Origin of the sequence: Floridaenema aerugineum BLCC-F46 (assembly GCF_041929345.1) — a bacterium.
Taxonomy (GTDB): Bacteria; Cyanobacteriota; Cyanobacteriia; order Cyanobacteriales; family Aerosakkonemataceae; genus Floridanema; species Floridanema aerugineum.
Genome location: NZ_JBHFNQ010000028.1, coordinates 77,857 through 94,097, shown reverse-complemented (window position 1 = coordinate 94,097; position 16,241 = coordinate 77,857). Strand labels below are relative to the sequence as shown.

Annotated in this window: 17 protein-coding genes and 1 tRNA gene; 7 read left to right on the top strand and 11 right to left on the bottom strand. The window is 40.5% G+C overall.

Annotated features, from left to right (window positions below):
• Nucleotides 1-171: 171 nt before the first annotated feature.
• On the bottom strand, nt 172-1,527 hold the full coding sequence (gene accC / locus ACE1CC_RS03495) for an acetyl-CoA carboxylase biotin carboxylase subunit (protein WP_413269085.1): 1,356 nt from the start codon (nt 1,525-1,527) through the stop codon (nt 172-174).
• Between the two features lie 428 nt (nt 1,528-1,955).
• Between accC and ACE1CC_RS03490 the strand changes: the two genes are divergently transcribed.
• Nucleotides 1,956-2,036: transfer RNA gene (locus tag ACE1CC_RS03490), tRNA-Leu, on the top strand.
• 279 nt (nt 2,037-2,315) lie between these two features.
• Here ACE1CC_RS03490 and ACE1CC_RS03485 read toward each other — a convergent pair.
• The 3 genes from ACE1CC_RS03485 to ACE1CC_RS03475 form a co-directional block, all read right to left on the bottom strand.
• Nucleotides 2,316-2,507, bottom strand: coding sequence for a hypothetical protein (locus tag ACE1CC_RS03485; protein ID WP_413269084.1), 192 nt, complete (start codon nt 2,505-2,507; stop codon nt 2,316-2,318).
• 129 nt (nt 2,508-2,636) lie between these two features.
• Complete coding sequence (locus tag ACE1CC_RS03480) at nt 2,637-2,870, bottom strand: hypothetical protein (protein ID WP_413269083.1); 234 nt, start codon at nt 2,868-2,870, stop codon at nt 2,637-2,639.
• Between the two features lie 185 nt (nt 2,871-3,055).
• Nucleotides 3,056-3,751 carry a hypothetical protein gene (locus ACE1CC_RS03475; RefSeq protein WP_413269082.1) on the bottom strand — a complete coding sequence of 232 codons (696 nt, stop codon included), beginning with the start codon at nt 3,749-3,751 and terminating at the stop codon, nt 3,056-3,058.
• Nucleotides 3,752-4,222: 471 nt separating this feature from the next.
• Between ACE1CC_RS03475 and ACE1CC_RS03470 the strand changes: the two genes are divergently transcribed.
• Nucleotides 4,223-4,453 carry a hypothetical protein gene (locus ACE1CC_RS03470; protein WP_413269081.1) on the top strand — a complete coding sequence of 77 codons (231 nt, stop codon included), beginning with the start codon at nt 4,223-4,225 and terminating at the stop codon, nt 4,451-4,453.
• A 332-nt stretch (nt 4,454-4,785) separates the two neighbouring features.
• Here the strand turns inward: ACE1CC_RS03470 and ACE1CC_RS03465 are convergent, their stop codons facing one another.
• Complete coding sequence (locus ACE1CC_RS03465; protein ID WP_413269080.1) at nt 4,786-6,075, bottom strand: mechanosensitive ion channel family protein; 1,290 nt, start codon at nt 6,073-6,075, stop codon at nt 4,786-4,788.
• An 18-nt stretch (nt 6,076-6,093) separates the two neighbouring features.
• Nucleotides 6,094-7,323, bottom strand: a complete 1,230-nt coding sequence (locus tag ACE1CC_RS03460; protein ID WP_413269079.1) for an extracellular solute-binding protein — start codon at nt 7,321-7,323, stop codon at nt 6,094-6,096.
• Nucleotides 7,324-7,639: 316 nt separating this feature from the next.
• Between ACE1CC_RS03460 and ACE1CC_RS03455 the strand changes: the two genes are divergently transcribed.
• Nucleotides 7,640-8,251 (top strand): chorismate lyase, encoded by a 612-nt coding sequence (locus ACE1CC_RS03455; RefSeq protein WP_413269078.1) that lies wholly within the window; start codon nt 7,640-7,642, stop codon nt 8,249-8,251.
• 180 nt (nt 8,252-8,431) lie between these two features.
• On the opposite strand, the gene ACE1CC_RS03450 is transcribed toward ACE1CC_RS03455, so the two are convergent.
• Nucleotides 8,432-8,959 (bottom strand): DUF4330 domain-containing protein, encoded by a 528-nt coding sequence (locus ACE1CC_RS03450; RefSeq protein WP_413269077.1) that lies wholly within the window; start codon nt 8,957-8,959, stop codon nt 8,432-8,434.
• Between the two features lie 302 nt (nt 8,960-9,261).
• Between ACE1CC_RS03450 and ACE1CC_RS03445 the strand changes: the two genes are divergently transcribed.
• Nucleotides 9,262-10,113 (top strand): M48 family metallopeptidase, encoded by an 852-nt coding sequence (locus ACE1CC_RS03445; protein ID WP_413269076.1) that lies wholly within the window; start codon nt 9,262-9,264, stop codon nt 10,111-10,113.
• Between the two features lie 384 nt (nt 10,114-10,497).
• Here the strand turns inward: ACE1CC_RS03445 and ACE1CC_RS03440 are convergent, their stop codons facing one another.
• Nucleotides 10,498-11,247: a metallophosphoesterase family protein gene (locus tag ACE1CC_RS03440; RefSeq protein WP_413269075.1), complete on the bottom strand. Its 750-nt coding sequence runs from the start codon at nt 11,245-11,247 to the stop codon at nt 10,498-10,500.
• Nucleotides 11,248-11,368: 121 nt separating this feature from the next.
• Between ACE1CC_RS03440 and ACE1CC_RS03435 the strand changes: the two genes are divergently transcribed.
• Both ACE1CC_RS03435 and ACE1CC_RS03430 read left to right on the top strand, forming a co-directional pair.
• On the top strand, nt 11,369-11,989 hold the full coding sequence (locus ACE1CC_RS03435) for a MiaE family protein (RefSeq protein ID WP_413269074.1): 621 nt from the start codon (nt 11,369-11,371) through the stop codon (nt 11,987-11,989).
• Nucleotides 11,989-12,471 carry a GNAT family N-acetyltransferase gene (locus ACE1CC_RS03430; RefSeq protein WP_413269073.1) on the top strand — a complete coding sequence of 161 codons (483 nt, stop codon included), beginning with the start codon at nt 11,989-11,991 and terminating at the stop codon, nt 12,469-12,471. Before ACE1CC_RS03435 ends, ACE1CC_RS03430 begins: the two co-directional genes overlap by 1 nt.
• A gap of 26 nt (nt 12,472-12,497) precedes the next feature.
• On the opposite strand, the gene ACE1CC_RS03425 is transcribed toward ACE1CC_RS03430, so the two are convergent.
• Nucleotides 12,498-12,686 carry a hypothetical protein gene (locus ACE1CC_RS03425; protein ID WP_413269072.1) on the bottom strand — a complete coding sequence of 63 codons (189 nt, stop codon included), beginning with the start codon at nt 12,684-12,686 and terminating at the stop codon, nt 12,498-12,500.
• A 48-nt stretch (nt 12,687-12,734) separates the two neighbouring features.
• Nucleotides 12,735-13,022 carry a hypothetical protein gene (locus ACE1CC_RS03420; protein WP_413269071.1) on the bottom strand — a complete coding sequence of 96 codons (288 nt, stop codon included), beginning with the start codon at nt 13,020-13,022 and terminating at the stop codon, nt 12,735-12,737.
• A gap of 61 nt (nt 13,023-13,083) precedes the next feature.
• On the opposite strand from ACE1CC_RS03420, the gene ACE1CC_RS03415 reads away from it, so the two are divergent.
• Nucleotides 13,084-13,593, top strand: a complete 510-nt coding sequence (locus ACE1CC_RS03415; RefSeq protein ID WP_413269070.1) for a hypothetical protein — start codon at nt 13,084-13,086, stop codon at nt 13,591-13,593.
• 70 nt (nt 13,594-13,663) lie between these two features.
• On the opposite strand, the gene ACE1CC_RS03410 is transcribed toward ACE1CC_RS03415, so the two are convergent.
• The gene (locus ACE1CC_RS03410) at nt 13,664-16,150 is read right to left on the bottom strand and encodes an S-layer homology domain-containing protein (RefSeq protein ID WP_413269069.1); all 2,487 of its coding nucleotides are present in this window, start codon (nt 16,148-16,150) and stop codon (nt 13,664-13,666) included.
• Nucleotides 16,151-16,241 lie beyond the last annotated feature (91 nt).

Genomic DNA, 16,241 nt, shown 5'->3' with positions numbered 1-16,241 from the left:
TTGGGTGTGTTATTTGTTTTTTCTTCCCTTATTTTTTTTTTGGTCCTTCTGTGTTTTGGGCTTTTTTGGGTTTTTTTTGCAAACTTTGTCGTTGTGGGCTTTTGCGCGCGTTTTTGGCCCACCCCCCCAACAACGTACAGGCGGATTCCCTGCTCTACTACCAACTAAGGATTACCGATTCGATCGCATCATCATCTGCTCAACAAAATTAGTGTAAACTTCACCTTTAAGAAAGGCGGGGTTTTCCAGAATCTTTTGGTGAAAACTGATGGTTGTGGGTAATCCAGTGATAGCGCATTCTCTTAAAGCGCGTTTCATACGTCGAATCGCACTTTGGCGATCGGGCCCCCAAACAATTAACTTGCCAATGAGAGAATCGTAATAAGCCGGAATATCGTAATCAGTGTAAACATGGGAATCCATCCGCACACCTGTACCCCCTGGCGGTAAGTAGCCGCTAATGCGCCCAGGAGAGGGACGGAAGTTATGTTCTGGGTCTTCGGCGTTGATTCGGCATTCGATCGCATGACCCCGCAAAACCACTTCCTCTTGGGTTAAACGCAATCTTTCCCCTTGGGCGACGCGGATTTGTTCGGCGATTAAATCCAATCCGGTAATCATTTCCGTCACCGGATGTTCTACTTGAATCCGGGTGTTCATTTCCATAAAGTAAAAATCACCGTATTGATCCAAGAGAAACTCTACCGTTCCCGCACCAACGTAATTAATCGATTTAGCTGCCATAACCGCCGCTTTCCCCATAGTTTCGCGTAATTCTGGGCTAAGGGCAGGGCTAGGGGCTTCTTCTAACAGTTTTTGGTGTCGGCGTTGAATCGAACAATCCCGTTCTCCCAAGTGAATCACATTACCGTAAGAGTCCGCGAGGATTTGGAATTCGATGTGACGGGGGCGTTCAATGAATTTTTCCAAATAAACGCCGGGATTTCCAAAGGCGGCTTCCGCTTCCCCTTGGGCGGCTTGAAATAGTTTAGAAAAGTCATCGGGATCTTTAACTAACCGCATTCCTCTTCCACCACCGCCCGCTGTGGCTTTAATCATTACCGGATAGCCGATTTTTTTGGCGATAATCATCGCTTCTTTTTCGTCGGTGAGTAAGCCGTCACTTCCGGGAACGGTGGGTACTCCTACCCGTTGCATAGTGGATTTGGCGGTGGATTTGTCGCCCATCGCCCGGATTGCTTCGGGGCTGGGGCCAATAAATGTTAGTTGATGATCGGCGCAAATTTCGGCAAATCGGGCATTTTCGGCTAAAAAGCCGTATCCCGGATGAATTGCAGTGGCGTTGCGCGTTAAGGCTGCGGCGATAATGTTGGGGATGTTTAAATAACTTTTACTGCTGGGAGGTTCACCTATACAAACGGCTTCGTCGGCAAGTTGGACGTGCAAAGCGTGGCAATCAATGGTAGAGTGAACGGCAACGGTAGCAATTCCCATCTCTTCGCAGGTGCGGAGAATGCGAAGGGCTATTTCTCCCCGGTTGGCAATTAGAATCTTAGAAAAAGGCATTTTCCGGCTTTTGGCGAGGGCAGTGGCAGTAAGTTTTTAATGTTAAGCATCGAAGCAACTTCGGCTGCTTCTCTCTGGTTACACCTAGCCCTGGAGGAAAAGCAGCTTTTTGTGTTCGGGTGTTAATCGTACCATGCTGTTGGGGACTACTTATCGTTGATCTGTGCCAGCTTTGGGTTCTCTGAGGTTTCTGCTTAATCTATTGCAACATTAGGACTTACGCACTGAAACTAAATATAGTGGAATGGTGCGTTACGTGAGCATCTAACGCACCCTACGAATAGAGTGGGATGGTGCGTTACGTGAGCATCTAACGCACCCTACGAATAGAGCTTAATTAATTGCAACATTTTCGGGCTGGAGGCAGGGGAGATTTTTTTCGGTATGGTTGATTTTCGGAATTAATTTGCGCTATTATTGTTTTCTACGCGGATGTGGCGGAATTGGTATACGCGCACGTTTGAGGGGCGTGTGGCTTTGCCTTGCGAGTTCGAGTCTCGCCATCCGCATTTTTTTATGTTTATTTATTCGATGATTTTTGTTATTTGATTAGCGGTTTTGTTCGTGGTTTTGGGATTAACAATCAGCGAGTTAGCCCACCTGCGAATCAATTCGCAGGCTAATAGCTAAAGTCCATTAAAATGGACTGAATATTATTTATTTTTTAGTAGTATTTGTAGGGTGCGTTAACGCCAGTGTAACGCACCATTCCACCATATTTAGTGTCAGTACGTAAGTCCTATTATCTTGTTTAATAAGTTTTGAGTTCATTAAATTTAACCTCATTTTTACTCATCAAAAAGCCTGCTGGCTGAAATTAAATCTCTTTGTCGATCGATCGCTACTTGTAATTCCGGCAAAGTTTCTTCATCATATCCTGATTCATCAGCCATCCATTCATCAAGAAGTTGGATTACTTTATCGATTTGTTCTTGAGTTAAGGGTTTTATTAATGATGAAGCTTTTGGCTGTGAATTCATTAATTTTCACTTTTGCGATGATTTGAGATGTAACTATTTTAGTTGTTTTTTGGTTGGGTGGTGGTGCGATCGCCAAACGTGCGCGTTAGCGTGTATCGCCAGACGTACAAGTTAGCGTGTATGGCGTTTTTATTCCCATGCGTCTCGTTCTTGACGAATAAATTGATCTACTTCTTCGGGTGTGGAAAAGCTACCTTTTGCAGCACCAATGAAACTGGTTAAAGATTTCTGAGATTCATTTCTCATTGCTATTGGTTGCAGTACAATGACTACCTCGAATAAACCAGGGTTAATGTTATCTGGTAAGTTAATTTCGAGTTTGCGATCGCTCTTTACTTCCACAGTTTGACGAATTGTTTCCATTTTCAGTTCAGAGAGTTTTCTATTAATACTAGTTTAAGGTGCGATCGCTCTTTTTTCTAGGTTTTGGGGAAAGTGCGATCGTATTTTACTAAAACCTATTTGATTTGTGAAAAAGATTGTTTTTGAACCACGAAGACACGAAGGACACGAAGGAAAGAAGAAGAGAACAGATGTTTCATGATTCATTAGGATGGATATTTCTGTAAATTTTCCATTTGGTTTAATTGCTTTGGTATAGCTATTCCTGTAACTTTGTTGATTACATTGGCTATGACTTTACAGCAACTTTCTGGTTGTCGGATAACTTGTTCTTCGGCAAAACGAATCACTAGCCAACCTTTATCTAAAAATAGTTGATGACGTTTATTGTCATAGGTCAGCACGTCTTCATATACAGGTTCTCCAGCTTCATCATTATAAGATTCGTCGATTTCAATATCGATATAAAGATGTAAGCTTTGGTCAATGTAAGCTATATCTAATTGGTAAGGAATGTAAGAATTGGGATTGTTAATGGTAACGTCAGTATAAATTTTGTTGGAAAATAATTTGTTTAAATATCTGCCTAATTCACTATTCAAAATGTTTTGCTCATCAGTGATATTGATGCCATCATTGGGAACTGCTTTACTCATTATTTCCCGGATCAATTTGTATCGATATTTTTTTATATTTTCCGGCTTTTGGGATTCTGCTACTTTACGTTTATGCTGATTTTCTCGTTCTTGGTACGCTATTAATTGGCGTTTATATTGCTGTAATTCGTACTCATATTTATGAAGCCGTTTTAAGTATAATTGTTGCTGCCGCCATATTCGGATTCCCAGTGTTAATAAACCAGAAACGAATGCTGACCAAGCCACAGCAGGAATTTTAGCCATAGTTGCTGAAATAATAGAAGTAACAATAAGATGTGGGATTGCTTTAGAAAGTATAAACTGTAAGTTTATTGGTCGTGGTTTTTGCCCAGGTTCTAATGGCTTTGGCTCAGAAAATTTCCATTCAAAGGGTCTGGCAGATAGAGCCTGTGTAATAGCGTCTGGAATTAGAATAATAGGATATTGGCTCATTGACATAACTATAACAAGGTGTGAACGGGTGAAATCTATTCTTTATTAGAGTTCCCAAACACACGCAAAGATCAACATTCTTTACAAAGTTTTTTCTGATCTGCTAATTCTTAAGTTTATGATTGTGCGATCGAGCAAGTAGGGGCGAAGCATTAGGGCAAAAAATTTAGGTTTTAGGTCATAAATTCTGACCCGAATGCTTCGCCCCTACAAATTCCTACTTCCGACCTAGTTTTCGTATCTGAATATACAGACAGAAACACCAGACATAGTTACAGAGTCGTGCGACTTTGGGAACAAGAACCAGCGCCATTTTTAGCCAACCCTGCGCTGTTACCCTTTGCCACCCTAACCCGCAGCGACTCACCCCAAACATTGCTCCAACAAGTAGCCACCCAAGTCGCTAGGATTGAATCAGTCGATGAACGGCAAAATATTCTCTCCTGTGCAGACGTTCTCGCTGGTTTACGATTCGATGAAAACCTGATTCGTCGCTTATTTAGGGCTTGCTGAATAAAAGTAAAAAGTAAGATAGGCAATGGTGAAAGCGCCTTTTTTGCGTAAATAAGTGCAAGTTTTTCAGACCTTTTGGCGCAAAATCCTTGCCTTTTTCGAGGAAATTGTAGGGACACGGCATGAAAGAGATAACGGTAGAAATTGCAAATATTAATGATGCCGTGTCCCTACCCCCACCAATAGACTTATTCAGCAAGTCAAGAGTCGGGCGGTTAAAACCGCGACTACACAAACAAAGTCCGCCTACGCGGACTTCAAAGTATAACCTGCGAAGGCAGGTTTTTTTTATATAGCCTGCGACTTTAGTCGCCAAGGCATCCTATTCAGTATTAGTTACGAAGATGAACAACTCTCTGGGGAAAAGGTATTTCAACATTATGCTCATTAAAAATTTTCCAAATAGCTAAATTTAACTCACTAATAACTCGTTTGTAAATTATAGGATTATCTAACCAAACCGCTAATTCAAAATCCAGACTAGATTCTCCAAAAGCAATAAAATAAACCGATGGAGGAGGATCGCTTAAAACATGAGGATGAGCCTGTCCAGCTTGTATTAATAGGTCTATAATTTGCTCAGGATTACTGTTATAGCTAACTCCAATGGGAATGAGTAACCGAATTACAGAATTACTGCCTGTATAAGTAATTACTGATGAAGTAAGAAAGGTTTGATTGGGAACAAATTTTTCTACATTGTTAGGAGTTAGGACTGTAGTAGCACGAATACTAAGTTTTTTAACCGTTGCTATTTCATCATCAAGCCTAATCACATCTCCTGGTTTTAATGCACCTTCAAATAATAGCAAAATACCACTAATAAAGTTAGACAAAATTTCTTTTGAGCCAAAACCGATGCCAATAGATAAACCACCTGTTATCGCTGCAATAGTTGTGGGATTTAAGCCTAAGTTAGTTAAGGCAACTAATATTCCCAAACCAATTAAAAAGTAACGGATTAAACTTAAGGAACCTTCAAGAATACCAGGTGGTATTGTTGTTTTATTTTTGAGGATGCGATAAGTAATGTCTTGAATACCAGATAAAGCATAAATCCATAAATATAAACCGATCGTAGCTTGCAATAAACCTCCGATCGTAATTACACCATCAAAAATTTTAGCTAAAACAACATTAGCAAGTTGTTGGATATCTGTTAGTTCATTGAGAAGTTGAAAAATAATAAAAAAGAAAACTAAAGGAATAAAAAAGTGCTGGTGATAATGTTTGACAGTTTTTTCATGAAAAATAATATAAGTAAGACTTAAAAATAAACGATACAAAGTAAATATTAGCGTTAAAGTTGTAATGCGTACTACTAAACCATTAATGAAACCTTGAGAGTTCATGAAGTTATTGAGTAAGATCAATAAAATTAATGCGGATACAGGAAATAGCAAATAATTAATAACTATGACATTATTTTTATTTAATCTACGTAACTTCAAAGGCAATTTAATTTTAGATTTGCCAATAATTATGGTATTTGATAATAACCAAGCCAGGAAAAATGTCAGAATAATTAATGCTAGTTGTAATTGAACTGTAGGACGTTCAAAAAAAATCAAAATTTTAGTTAATAAATCAAAAATTAGTTGGAAGTTAGTTTCATTTAACATTTTGCCAAAGGTAAAAATTTATTTTTTTCGACGATTTTCTTGATTAATGGAATTTACTAATTGATTCATTTGGTTGGCAGCTTCTTCAGCAGTAATTTCGCCAGCCAAGACTTGATAATAAAGTTCATTACCACGTTTTCCAACTCTACCTTGTGTTTTACTAAAATGATCTAGGGATATTGATATTCCGTCTTGAGCTTGTTTAAATAGAATAGCTTGAATCGGTGATAGACGATAGTCAACTCGTGATTTAATATTGACTGGAATTTGCGATTCAGCTTGAATTGCAAATTTTTCCTGTTGTTCAGTATTGGTCAAAAACTTAGCAATTTGTAGGGCTAATTGTTGTTGCTTAGGTGAAGAAGCTTTATTCAATACAATTACTTCAGTATAAATAAAGGGAGTTGCTGGTTGATTATTTTCACGAGGTAATAAACTGACTCCTAAACTATTTTTGGGTAATTTATTTTTAAGTTCCGAAATTTCAACGGATTCACAAGTATAATAGTCAAGTTCGCCTTTAATAAAAGCTTCTTGTAGCAATGGTTTTTCTTCATTAAGAATAGTATTAGGTTCAATATTGGCTTGTTGTAACCATTTTAACCATTGACTCCAAGCAACTTTAGGAAAATTTAAATTACCTTGTTGATCTAAAAATTTACCTCCCATACTTCCCACCCCCCAAAAGCTACTGATAAAATCAGAAGTAATACCAACTTTGATACCTGTTTTACTCTGTTGTAGAAGTTCTGACAAAGTTTTGGCTGGATTTTTTATCTTCTTCTTATGATAACATAAAACTTGAACATCAATAGAAAAAGGTAAAGCATATATTTTATTGTTTAATTTAATATGGTTTATAGTAACTGGCAAATATTGAGATAAATTGATATGTTGAGCATCAAGTTCAATAATAACAGACTTCTTAATCAATTCGTAAATATCAGAATGCCAAACAATTGCCAAATCAGGGCCGAATCCTGATTGAGATTGAGTAATAAGTCGATCGCCAATGTTTTTTTCCGATACATATTCACTAACTAATTTAACATTCGGATGAATACTTCGGTATTCATTTAAAATTGAGTTAAATACTTGAGCATCATTATTAGTAAAAGAATGCCAAATTAAAAGATTACCTTGAGTTACTAGTTTTTGATTAGTAAATTCTGTTTTTGTCTGACAAGAATTTATCGATAAAATTAGACAAGTAAGAAACAATATTTGGATTTTATTTAAGAAAGACATTTTTAACGTAAATGTATGATTGATTTTAAACGAAGAAGTTTGGTTTGTTTCATAAATACCAAACCTGGCAATCCGAATTCTAGATTTACGCCAGTGTACGAATTTAACTATAGTCTATTTAGGCATCCACTTAGATACTGTCTAGCTTTACCACCAAGTAAGCTTGACATTCATTTTGGAGGATTTATCTGTAGCAAAGATTTAACTAATCCAGATTAGAACCTGCCTCCGCAGGTTTTGTCCGTATAGCCAGGGATTTTAGTCGCAAGGGCTGAGGAGCGGTATGATATTAAACAGTTAAGTTATGTAAAGAACCTTGACTGCAACATTCAAAAGCTCAGAAACCCTGATATTGCCATCTTCTTGGCACGCACTTTCCCCGCTTTGGCAGGGAGGAGAAACTTCGATTCAAAATGGGTTGCCTCACTCCCAGCTAGCACCAACCTGGCAAATGTTTTTGTTAGGAGATGGTTCACCGACAAGACACCTAAGATTACTTACAGGTGAAAAGACAGAAGTAGATTTGATCGATATGTCTGCCATTGGGACGCACCCAGATAATGCACCTGAGCAAATGCAGGTGGTACCGGGGCCAAGAGTTCGGCGACAAGTTTGGCTAAGAACTGCTTCTGGACAAAGGTTAGCTTATGCTTGTTCCTGGTGGGAAGCTAGCCATGTGGATGAGTATTTGCAAAATCGTTCTTTGCCGATTTGGGCGAGTTTGGAACGGTTGCGAACGGAGTTATATCGAGATGTCCAGGGTATTTACTACGGACATTCAGCGGCGTTAGAGTCAGCTTTTGGGTTTTCGGGGCCTTTTTGGGGTCGCCATTACCTGTTTTGGCATCATGGACAACCTCTGACGCTAATTTATGAGGTTTTTTCGCCTTATTTAACTAAGTATTTGGGGGCAATGAAGTTGGAGTGATTGGGGAACCCTACTAATATAGGACTTACGCTCCAAACCCGGTTTTTTAACGTAATTCCGAAATTTTCAGCGTCCAAGTAGTAACGAAAAACCGGGTTTGTTGGCTTATGGTGCGTTACGTTATCACGCTTCGCACCCTACTAACTAACTACAGATTTTTTCTGCCACAGTGGGCCTGCTTTAATACTTGATTCGCACGTCGATGACGCTGGCGTTAAAGTTGTAGTCGAAGCCTTCTAATTCAATTGGTGTACCGACTTTGACTTTACTGTTACCTAAAACTGGGCCGTTTTTGGTGATTTGGGCTTTACCACTTAAGGTGATGAGCATATCGGTGCTAAAGTTGTCCGGTCGGGGATCGGGGAGTAATTTGGCTGTACCATCAGGTTGGGGAATGATGATGTTTCTGGGGAGTTCTTTGACGGCTTTGACATCAACTTGACCGTAGGGTTGGTTACGGATGATGATGTTAGTTTTCTTTTTGGTCTGAAACTCCTTCATTAGGTTTTGTGGTTGGCGAATGCTTAGTCCCCTTACTACCAAGTCTACTTCTATGGGTTTGGTTGGGACTCCTACTTGTGCTAGGGAACCGGATGTGCCGGGGAAGAAAAATATGCCGATGATTACTAATAGGATGACTAAGGCTGCACCCAGGTCGAGGATGCTGAATTTACCGAATATGCGACCTTGTGAGTCTAAAATTTTCATGAGGAGTGATCCAGATAATCGAAACAGCCAACTAACTAAGAGGGATTTATAGCACGATCGACAGATTTTTTAACCCCTGTTTTAGGGAAGACTAAAAATTGGGCAACCTATTTTCTGCAATTTGCGTCTCTCTTAAATGAGAGGTTGCAATTTTAGGGCTAACTCGCTGATAGGTTTGATTTTCAGTGAGTTTTGAGCTTACTTAGTATAGTGCAATGTCTCGATCGCAATCATCTTTCAATTCAAAGAGTGTTTTTTGGCAAGGTTGCCAATTTAGTTGCTACTCTCAGGGCGATATAGTTATGTTTAATCCTTTGTCTGTGATGAGTTCTCGTTCTCGTCGTCGCTGGTTTTATCCAATGCTTTCTGTGGTGGTGGCTTTGGGTTTGGTAGTCTCGCCAATGTCTACTTCGGTGCAGGCGCTACCTTGGGAACGGTTGCTTTTTCAAGGTATTCAGGTTCTTCAGTTGTCTAATATTTCCGATCGCCAAGAGGTACAACTAGGAAAGCAGATTAACGATCAATTGGTCGGCACTCAGGTGAGATTGTACCGGAATGCGCGAATTAATCAGTATGTGGATCAAATTGGTCAAAGGTTAGCGGCTGTGAGCGATCGCCCCAATCTTCCCTATACTTTTCAAGTGGTGCGCGATGATAGTATCAATGCTTTTGCGACGATGGGTGGTTATGTTTATGTGACTACTGGTTTGCTGGCTGCGGTGGATAATGAAGCTCAGTTGGCTAGTGTTCTGGGTCATGAAATTGCTCATATTACCGATCGCGATGCTCTAAAACAAATGCGTCAAGCGGCTATTACTAGAGGTATTGCTACGGCTGCGGGTGTTGATACTAACAGGTTGGTTAATTTGGGTGTAGAATTTGCTCTTAAGCGTCCTCGTAGCCGCACTGATGAGTTGGAAGCCGATCAAAGAAGTTTGGAAATGTTGGCAAAGGCTGGTTATCCGCAGTCGGCAATGGTAGCTTTTTTGGAAAAACTCTTGGATCAACCTTCACCTCCGAGTTTTTTGAGTACTCACCCAGCGACGAGAGATCGTATTTCTGCTATTCAAAGGTCGATCGGTTCTAACAATGCTAACACTGGTTATGGTCTAGATGAACAAGCTTACAGTTCTGTAATTCAACCTTTGAGGTGATTGGGGGTTAGGGGTTAGGGGTTAGGGGTTAGGGAGGTGGGGGGAGTTTTGAGTTTTGAGTTGTAGGGGCGGGTGAGAGTATACAGTTTAAATAACAAAACTATAGTCAGATATGGTCAAACATAAACATTCATGGTATATTGTACCAATGAAACTATCTGACTATATAATTCTGTACTCAACAGCAGAAAAATTCAAATCAAAACCCGCCAACACAGAGTTTTGAGTTAACTCAGATCTTGTAGCAATTGAGGTTCCACCTCCCAAATACTCGTTCCCGGGTTGAACTGGTGAACAAGAAAACGAGAAATAGAGGCTCCGCTCAGGAGTGCAAGATCTCAGTTAATAAACTTCCCCATCCCCCCATCTCCTCTGCCCCCCTGCCTAATTACGTGGTAAAACTAATTGTGGTTCTACTTTGGTGATCGCTTTTTCTAGGGGTAGGGTACGGAGAGTTTCTTCAAAGACGTTGACTTGATAAACAATGGAATTGGTAATATCTAATGCGGTTAACCAGCCGCTTTTACGGTGATATGCGCCTGTGTCTATGTCTAGCCAACCTTGTCCTTGGGCGATTTTTCCGGGGGGAACTTTGGGTAAGGTAAAGGTGATGGTGTGTCCGGTAATAATTAGTTTGTCGGGAAAATAGGGTTTTGTAATACTATGAAATTCATCTCGAATCCAACAAAATTGATCGATACTTTGTTCGTCTATGGGCATTTGTGGATGTACGCCTGCATGAACTAACCAAATGTCTCCTAAGTCTAAATGTGTCGGTAGAGTTCGCATCCATTCTATATGTTCGGATAAAATGGAAATTCCTTCTTGGCGATAACTGGCGAGCGTGCTATGTCCGCCACTGTATAACCAAACTTGCATGATTGTTTGTTGATTTTGCTGGTTGCCGAAGCTGTCTAATAGTAGTTGTTCATGATTACCTAAAAGGCAATAAAATGGACTAGCTTGGACAAAATCAACTACCTGAAAACTTTGGGGGCCTCGATCGATTAAGTCTCCCAAAAAATATACCTCATCTTCTGTGCTAGGAGCGATCGCTTCTAACAAGGTCATGAGGGCATTATAGTGACCATGAACATCACCGATCACAATCCGACGATGAATACTTTTTTTCATTTAGCTTAAGATAGCAAAATATTTAACTAAAACTTCACATTTGCGGTTGAGGCTACCCTGACTGCACAACCAAGAAAATTAGTAACTATTAGTACACCCTGCTACTTTAATTATGCCCCTAATGACTCCAGACTGGCTAGATAGTAATTTATCCAAATTGCCCAGAATTAATATTTTGAAACAACCGACTCGCGGCGAGTGGGTGGAACAAGCGATCGGTAATCTTGATGTAATTTTACTAGATCACTCCCACTGTGAGCGGAAAGCGGCTGGGGTGGCGTTAAATTTAATGTTTCGCTATCCTTCTAATACTAAGATGGTGCGGATGCTGACTGCGATCGCAAAAGAAGAACTCGATCACTTTGAGTTAGTGAATCAATGGTTAGAAAAACGCGGAATACCGCTGCGTCAGTTAGCTTCGCCTCCTTATGGTGCGTCTTTAAATAAGCAAATTCGTAAAGATGAACCTTGGCGCTTTTTGGATTCTTTGTTAGTTTGTGGTTTAATTGAAGCTCGTAGTCACGAAAGATTGGGTTTGTTAGCTACCCATTGTCCCGATCCTGATTTAGCTAAATTTTATCATAGTTTGATGGCTTCGGAAGCGCGACATTACGGAATTTATTGGACTTTAGCTGATACTTATTTTCAGCGTTCTTCTGTGAATGGGAGATTAGAGGAGTTGGCTATCATCGAAAGTGAAATTTTGTCAAGTTTGTATCCTGAACCGAGAATTCATAGCTAATGAAGGGATTTTATCAAGGGTTTTTAATTCGTGATTGGCGAGAGTGCGATCGTCACAATGCTGCCAATATTCTCCATTCTGTTTTAACAGAATATGGCTTACCTTGGCTACCCACAGCAGCGGATAAAGATGTAATTCAAGTTGAAGATTTTTATCTGTCTACTGGGGGTGAGTTTTGGGTAGTGGAACATCAGGGAAAAATTGTGGGAACGGCGGCTTATTATCCGGTAAAACGCGGGGAAAAAGCGGTAGAAATTCGCAAAATGTATCTGTTACCAGAAGCGCGAGGACAAGGTTTAGGTAAGTATTTGTTAACTCAATTGGAAAAAGCGATTGAGAATAAAGGTTTTCGGGAAATTTGGATTGAAACGGCGAGTGTTTTAAAGGAGGCTGTAAAATTGTATGAAAGTAGCGGTTATCAACCTGCTTCGGGGGTGGAAACTCCCAGGTGCGATCGAATTTATGTTAAGTATTTACCATAAGTAAATTTTCCCAGATGTGATTGATTTTATTTGGGAGAGCGCTTGTATTTTCCTGGCAGACGCTCTAATTTTTGCCGACGAATTTCTGCTTCTGTTATAGATATTAATTCATCAATTTTTATTCCGAATAAATCAAGTTGACGTTGGCTTTCACGTAATAACTCAACATTCCGCTTTCTTGTCTGTTCATCAGGAATTCTAGATTGTTCATTCATGGCAAATTCCAACTTCTTTTCACTTCATAAATACTTGCTTGGCAAGCGTCACGGGCAGCTTGGTTCTATGCCTTGTTCTAATAAACTTAACATATCAGCAGGATCAGTTGGTTGAATTTCCAAAATTCTCAATAACAGCGTGTTTAGACGAGAATAGCGTGCTGTAAGTTTTTCTCTAGCACTATATAGTTCTTCTAACTCAGGAATTGTCTCTTCTGTTTCACCATCTTGCTGTAAAAGTTCCCATTCTGTTGTTGCGGCTGCTTCAATTTGCTCTGCTAATTGTCTCAGTAACGTAAAAATTGTAGTTAATAATTCATGAGGAATTTTTGCCATTATAACTTGCAGTTAACTATAAACTTATAATAGTACTAGCGGTTCAAAAAAAGGAGTATCCATGTCAACAATCATTTGGGAACAAGGTAGCAACAACCCGGAAAATGCGGATAATTTTGCTATTATCAAACTATGGTTTACTAATCTCAATGGCAAAGAAATTACTTGGAAACAGCGATTAATTCCCCCTGATAGCGACTTAAGAAAAATTGAATGGGAAGCGCAACGTTTTGATGAAAAATTTATAATTTTTAATTCTGATATTCGAGGTATTACTCTTTATTGGCAAAAACCTGATTCACCACAAGAACGCAACACTACACCCAGTAAGTTAGAGTTAGATACCCTCAAACAGCAACTATATATTTACCCACAATCGCAAAAAGATGTGGTGATTCAGTTAAGTTTACCGGAAATAGTTTATCAAAAATTTCAGATGATAAATCCGCAGATAGAAGTTAGCAGATTGGGCGAAAATTATGTACTGATTCTCAGAGATGACAAGCAACAGCTAGAAGTAAAAGTTGCTTTAACTCCCGCAAAAATCTATGAGTTAAAACAAGAGCTATAATTTAATGTAAATACCCGACTTCTTGAATAAGTCGGGTATTTAGGTAGGTGGGTAGCAGTTCCTTTAATACCTAACGGTTAACGGAGGAATTGCTTCTAGTAGAATTGTTACCAGAACGTTGTACTGCTGGAGTCCGTCTAGTTCTATTAGTATTAGAAGATTCTACCGTAGTAGTGCGTCGGGTGCGAGAAGTATTGGCGGGATTATTAGTATTTGAACGTCTGATAGATTGCGTTTGTCTGCCACTATTGTTATTAGCTGGTTGTCTGGTAGGTGTTGTTTGTCTTCTTTGGATAGTATTTTCTCCAACGACATAAGGTGAAGAAATATCAGCGACTTCTCCGGTACTTACTAAGGCGCGATAAATTAATGCTGCTACTTCGGCTCTGGTTGCGGCTCGTTGGGGGTTTAAAGAGCGAACGTATGGGTAATTTACCACAATATTTCGTTCTGTGACTGCGGCGATTAAATTGCGATCGCCTCTCGGAATACTAGCACTATCGGTGTAGACACGCAAAGTTTTTTCAGTAGCAGCAGTAGGAGCATAATTCAATCCTTTAGCTAAAGCTACCAAAACATCTAAGCGAGTAATCCTTTCTTCCGGGCGAAAATTCCCCCGACTATCAGCATCTAAAAAGCCCATTTCGTAAGCTTCTCGAATTGCTGGATATGCCCAAAAATTAGGAGAAACATCCTTGAGGGCAACAACTTCCCGCTTTTTCTCTTGGTTAAAAGCGCCAGTAATAATGATGGCAAACTCTGCCCTAGTTAAAGAAGCTGTCGGGCGATATAACCCATCGGGATAACCTTGAATGACTCCTTTTTCTGCTAATCTGCCAATGAAATTCCTTGCCCAATAATTTGCAGGTACATCGGGAAAACTTGCTTGAACTTCCGAGTTAGTTGGTTCGTTAACAACGCGAGTTGGTTCAGAAGTGCTGCTAACTGGTGCGGTGATTGTGCGGGGTGTTTCTCGCGCCGAACGAGTAGCGTCTTGACTTAAATTAAAAGTAGATTCGTTGTTAGCTGCTACGCTCACTATTTGTCCCTGTGAACCGGGAAGAGCGGTAATACTTGCGGGTAAATTTGCCGGAAAAACCTTGATTTGTGCAGCTTCCGTTGCTCTAACTGAACTGGAAAAAACTCCGGTTTCTGGCGGTATGGGTAATCCAGCAACTTGATACCAACTTTTATCAATTCCTTGAGTATCTTTGAGGAAAACTACACTTTCTTGACTTGGTGTTATGCCAGTGATATTGGTGTAGAAATCGTAAGTATTTGCCCCTCTGTCAATGGCGGCGTTTTCGTCAACATCTACACCGTAAACAGTGCGAACGATGCGCGAAACTAGGGGACGATTGCCGAGAATAATGTTAACGGAGGCTCTTTGGGGTAAAACTTCAAATTCGGTAAACCCAATCAGGCGATTCTGATAATTATACAAGCGAACGACGATGCGATCGCCTGGATTTACTCCCCCGACAAACTTCGCTCTTTGATTTACTTGATAGCGGTAATCACCGATGTATCTTTCACTGGCAAAATTGCTATCTTTCGACATAACTGAAATCCGCGCAATTACCTCTGATAAATTAGCCGCAGGTTGCCAAATTGCGAGGCTAAATTCTCCCGTACCATTTGCCGGAGTTTGCTGACTGGAAGCTGTAGTAGTTTGTCTTGGCGTGCGGGTGGCAGTTCCTTGGGAAGTACTGGTTTGAGTCGTAGTTTGACTAGTTTGGCGCGTGGCGCTAGAAGTCGTTTGTCTCTCGCTAGCAGCTGGGGTTTGAGTAGTAGTTTGAGTCGTTTGGCGCGTGGCGTTAGTTGCCGTTTGTCTCTCGCTAGCAGCTGGAGTTTGAGTCGTTTGGCGCGTGGTGCTAGTTGCCGTTTCCGTTTGCCCTTCTGTTGGCGCAGTAGTCTGACGACGCACGTTAGTAGTAGTTTGCCGTTGCGTGCGGGTTGCGGTTCCTCCAGAAGTGCGGGTTTGAGTCGTAGTTTGAGTCGTTTGGCGACGGGCGTTAGTTGTCGTTTGCCGTTCTATTGGTGTAGCCTCTGACTGGGAAGTTTGGGTAGACGCAGCGGGACGTTTGGCGATATTCTGAGTAGCGATCGCATCTAGCTTCACCAAAGAACCAGACATATTACTACGATAAACCCAGCGTCCAGTTCCACTCGCCACTACCACTTCCCAACCAGGAACTTTCCCTTCCGCGCAAGGAACTCCAGGGCTGCTAATTCCCAAACAACCATTTGCCCAAGTTTGCTGTTGCGCTTCCACAATTTTTAAAGCCGAAGCTTCAATTCCCGTCTGTTGGGACAAATTTTGAATTACCGCATCGCTAACCCCTTGGGGAACTGGGGCGTTGTTATTGATTACCCTTTGTCTTCTCGTCGGTCTTTGCCCTAAAATTAATTCATTTGCTGCCGGATTTTGACTAATTCGTTGACCATTAGCTGTTGACAACCGACTTTCTTGTGCATTAGCGGCTGTTTGGATAATTACCAAACTGGCAGAAGCAAAAACCAACCTGCCTAGTAAAGCTAACAAACCTTGATTCATGATTCTCCTCTGCCACCCTCAGACAAAACTGGTTGAGCTTAATTCCTTAAGTAAATGTTCCTGAATATCATCCCTGTAAATCTCGACATAA

Excerpts from the sequence above, each read along its gene's own strand:
- accC (WP_413269085.1), bottom strand. The coding sequence starts at position 1,527 with ATGCCTTTTTCTAAGATTCTAATTGCCAACCGGGGAGAAATAGCCCTT.
- ACE1CC_RS03485 (WP_413269084.1), bottom strand. The coding sequence starts at position 2,507 with ATGAATTCACAGCCAAAAGCTTCATCATTAATAAAACCCTTAACTCAA.
- ACE1CC_RS03480 (WP_413269083.1), bottom strand. The coding sequence starts at position 2,870 with ATGGAAACAATTCGTCAAACTGTGGAAGTAAAGAGCGATCGCAAACTC.
- ACE1CC_RS03475 (WP_413269082.1), bottom strand. The coding sequence starts at position 3,751 with ATGGCTAAAATTCCTGCTGTGGCTTGGTCAGCATTCGTTTCTGGTTTA.
- ACE1CC_RS03465 (WP_413269080.1), bottom strand. The coding sequence starts at position 6,075 with ATGTTAAATGAAACTAACTTCCAACTAATTTTTGATTTATTAACTAAA.
- ACE1CC_RS03460 (WP_413269079.1), bottom strand. The coding sequence starts at position 7,323 with ATGTCTTTCTTAAATAAAATCCAAATATTGTTTCTTACTTGTCTAATT.
- ACE1CC_RS03450 (WP_413269077.1), bottom strand. The coding sequence starts at position 8,959 with ATGAAAATTTTAGACTCACAAGGTCGCATATTCGGTAAATTCAGCATC.
- ACE1CC_RS03445 (WP_413269076.1), top strand. The coding sequence starts at position 9,262 with ATGTTTAATCCTTTGTCTGTGATGAGTTCTCGTTCTCGTCGTCGCTGG.
- ACE1CC_RS03440 (WP_413269075.1), bottom strand. The coding sequence starts at position 11,247 with ATGAAAAAAAGTATTCATCGTCGGATTGTGATCGGTGATGTTCATGGT.
- ACE1CC_RS03435 (WP_413269074.1), top strand. The coding sequence starts at position 11,369 with ATGACTCCAGACTGGCTAGATAGTAATTTATCCAAATTGCCCAGAATT.
- ACE1CC_RS03430 (WP_413269073.1), top strand. The coding sequence starts at position 11,989 with ATGAAGGGATTTTATCAAGGGTTTTTAATTCGTGATTGGCGAGAGTGC.
- ACE1CC_RS03425 (WP_413269072.1), bottom strand. The coding sequence starts at position 12,686 with ATGAATGAACAATCTAGAATTCCTGATGAACAGACAAGAAAGCGGAAT.
- ACE1CC_RS03420 (WP_413269071.1), bottom strand. The coding sequence starts at position 13,022 with ATGGCAAAAATTCCTCATGAATTATTAACTACAATTTTTACGTTACTG.
- ACE1CC_RS03415 (WP_413269070.1), top strand. The coding sequence starts at position 13,084 with ATGTCAACAATCATTTGGGAACAAGGTAGCAACAACCCGGAAAATGCG.
- ACE1CC_RS03410 (WP_413269069.1), bottom strand. The coding sequence starts at position 16,150 with ATGAATCAAGGTTTGTTAGCTTTACTAGGCAGGTTGGTTTTTGCTTCT.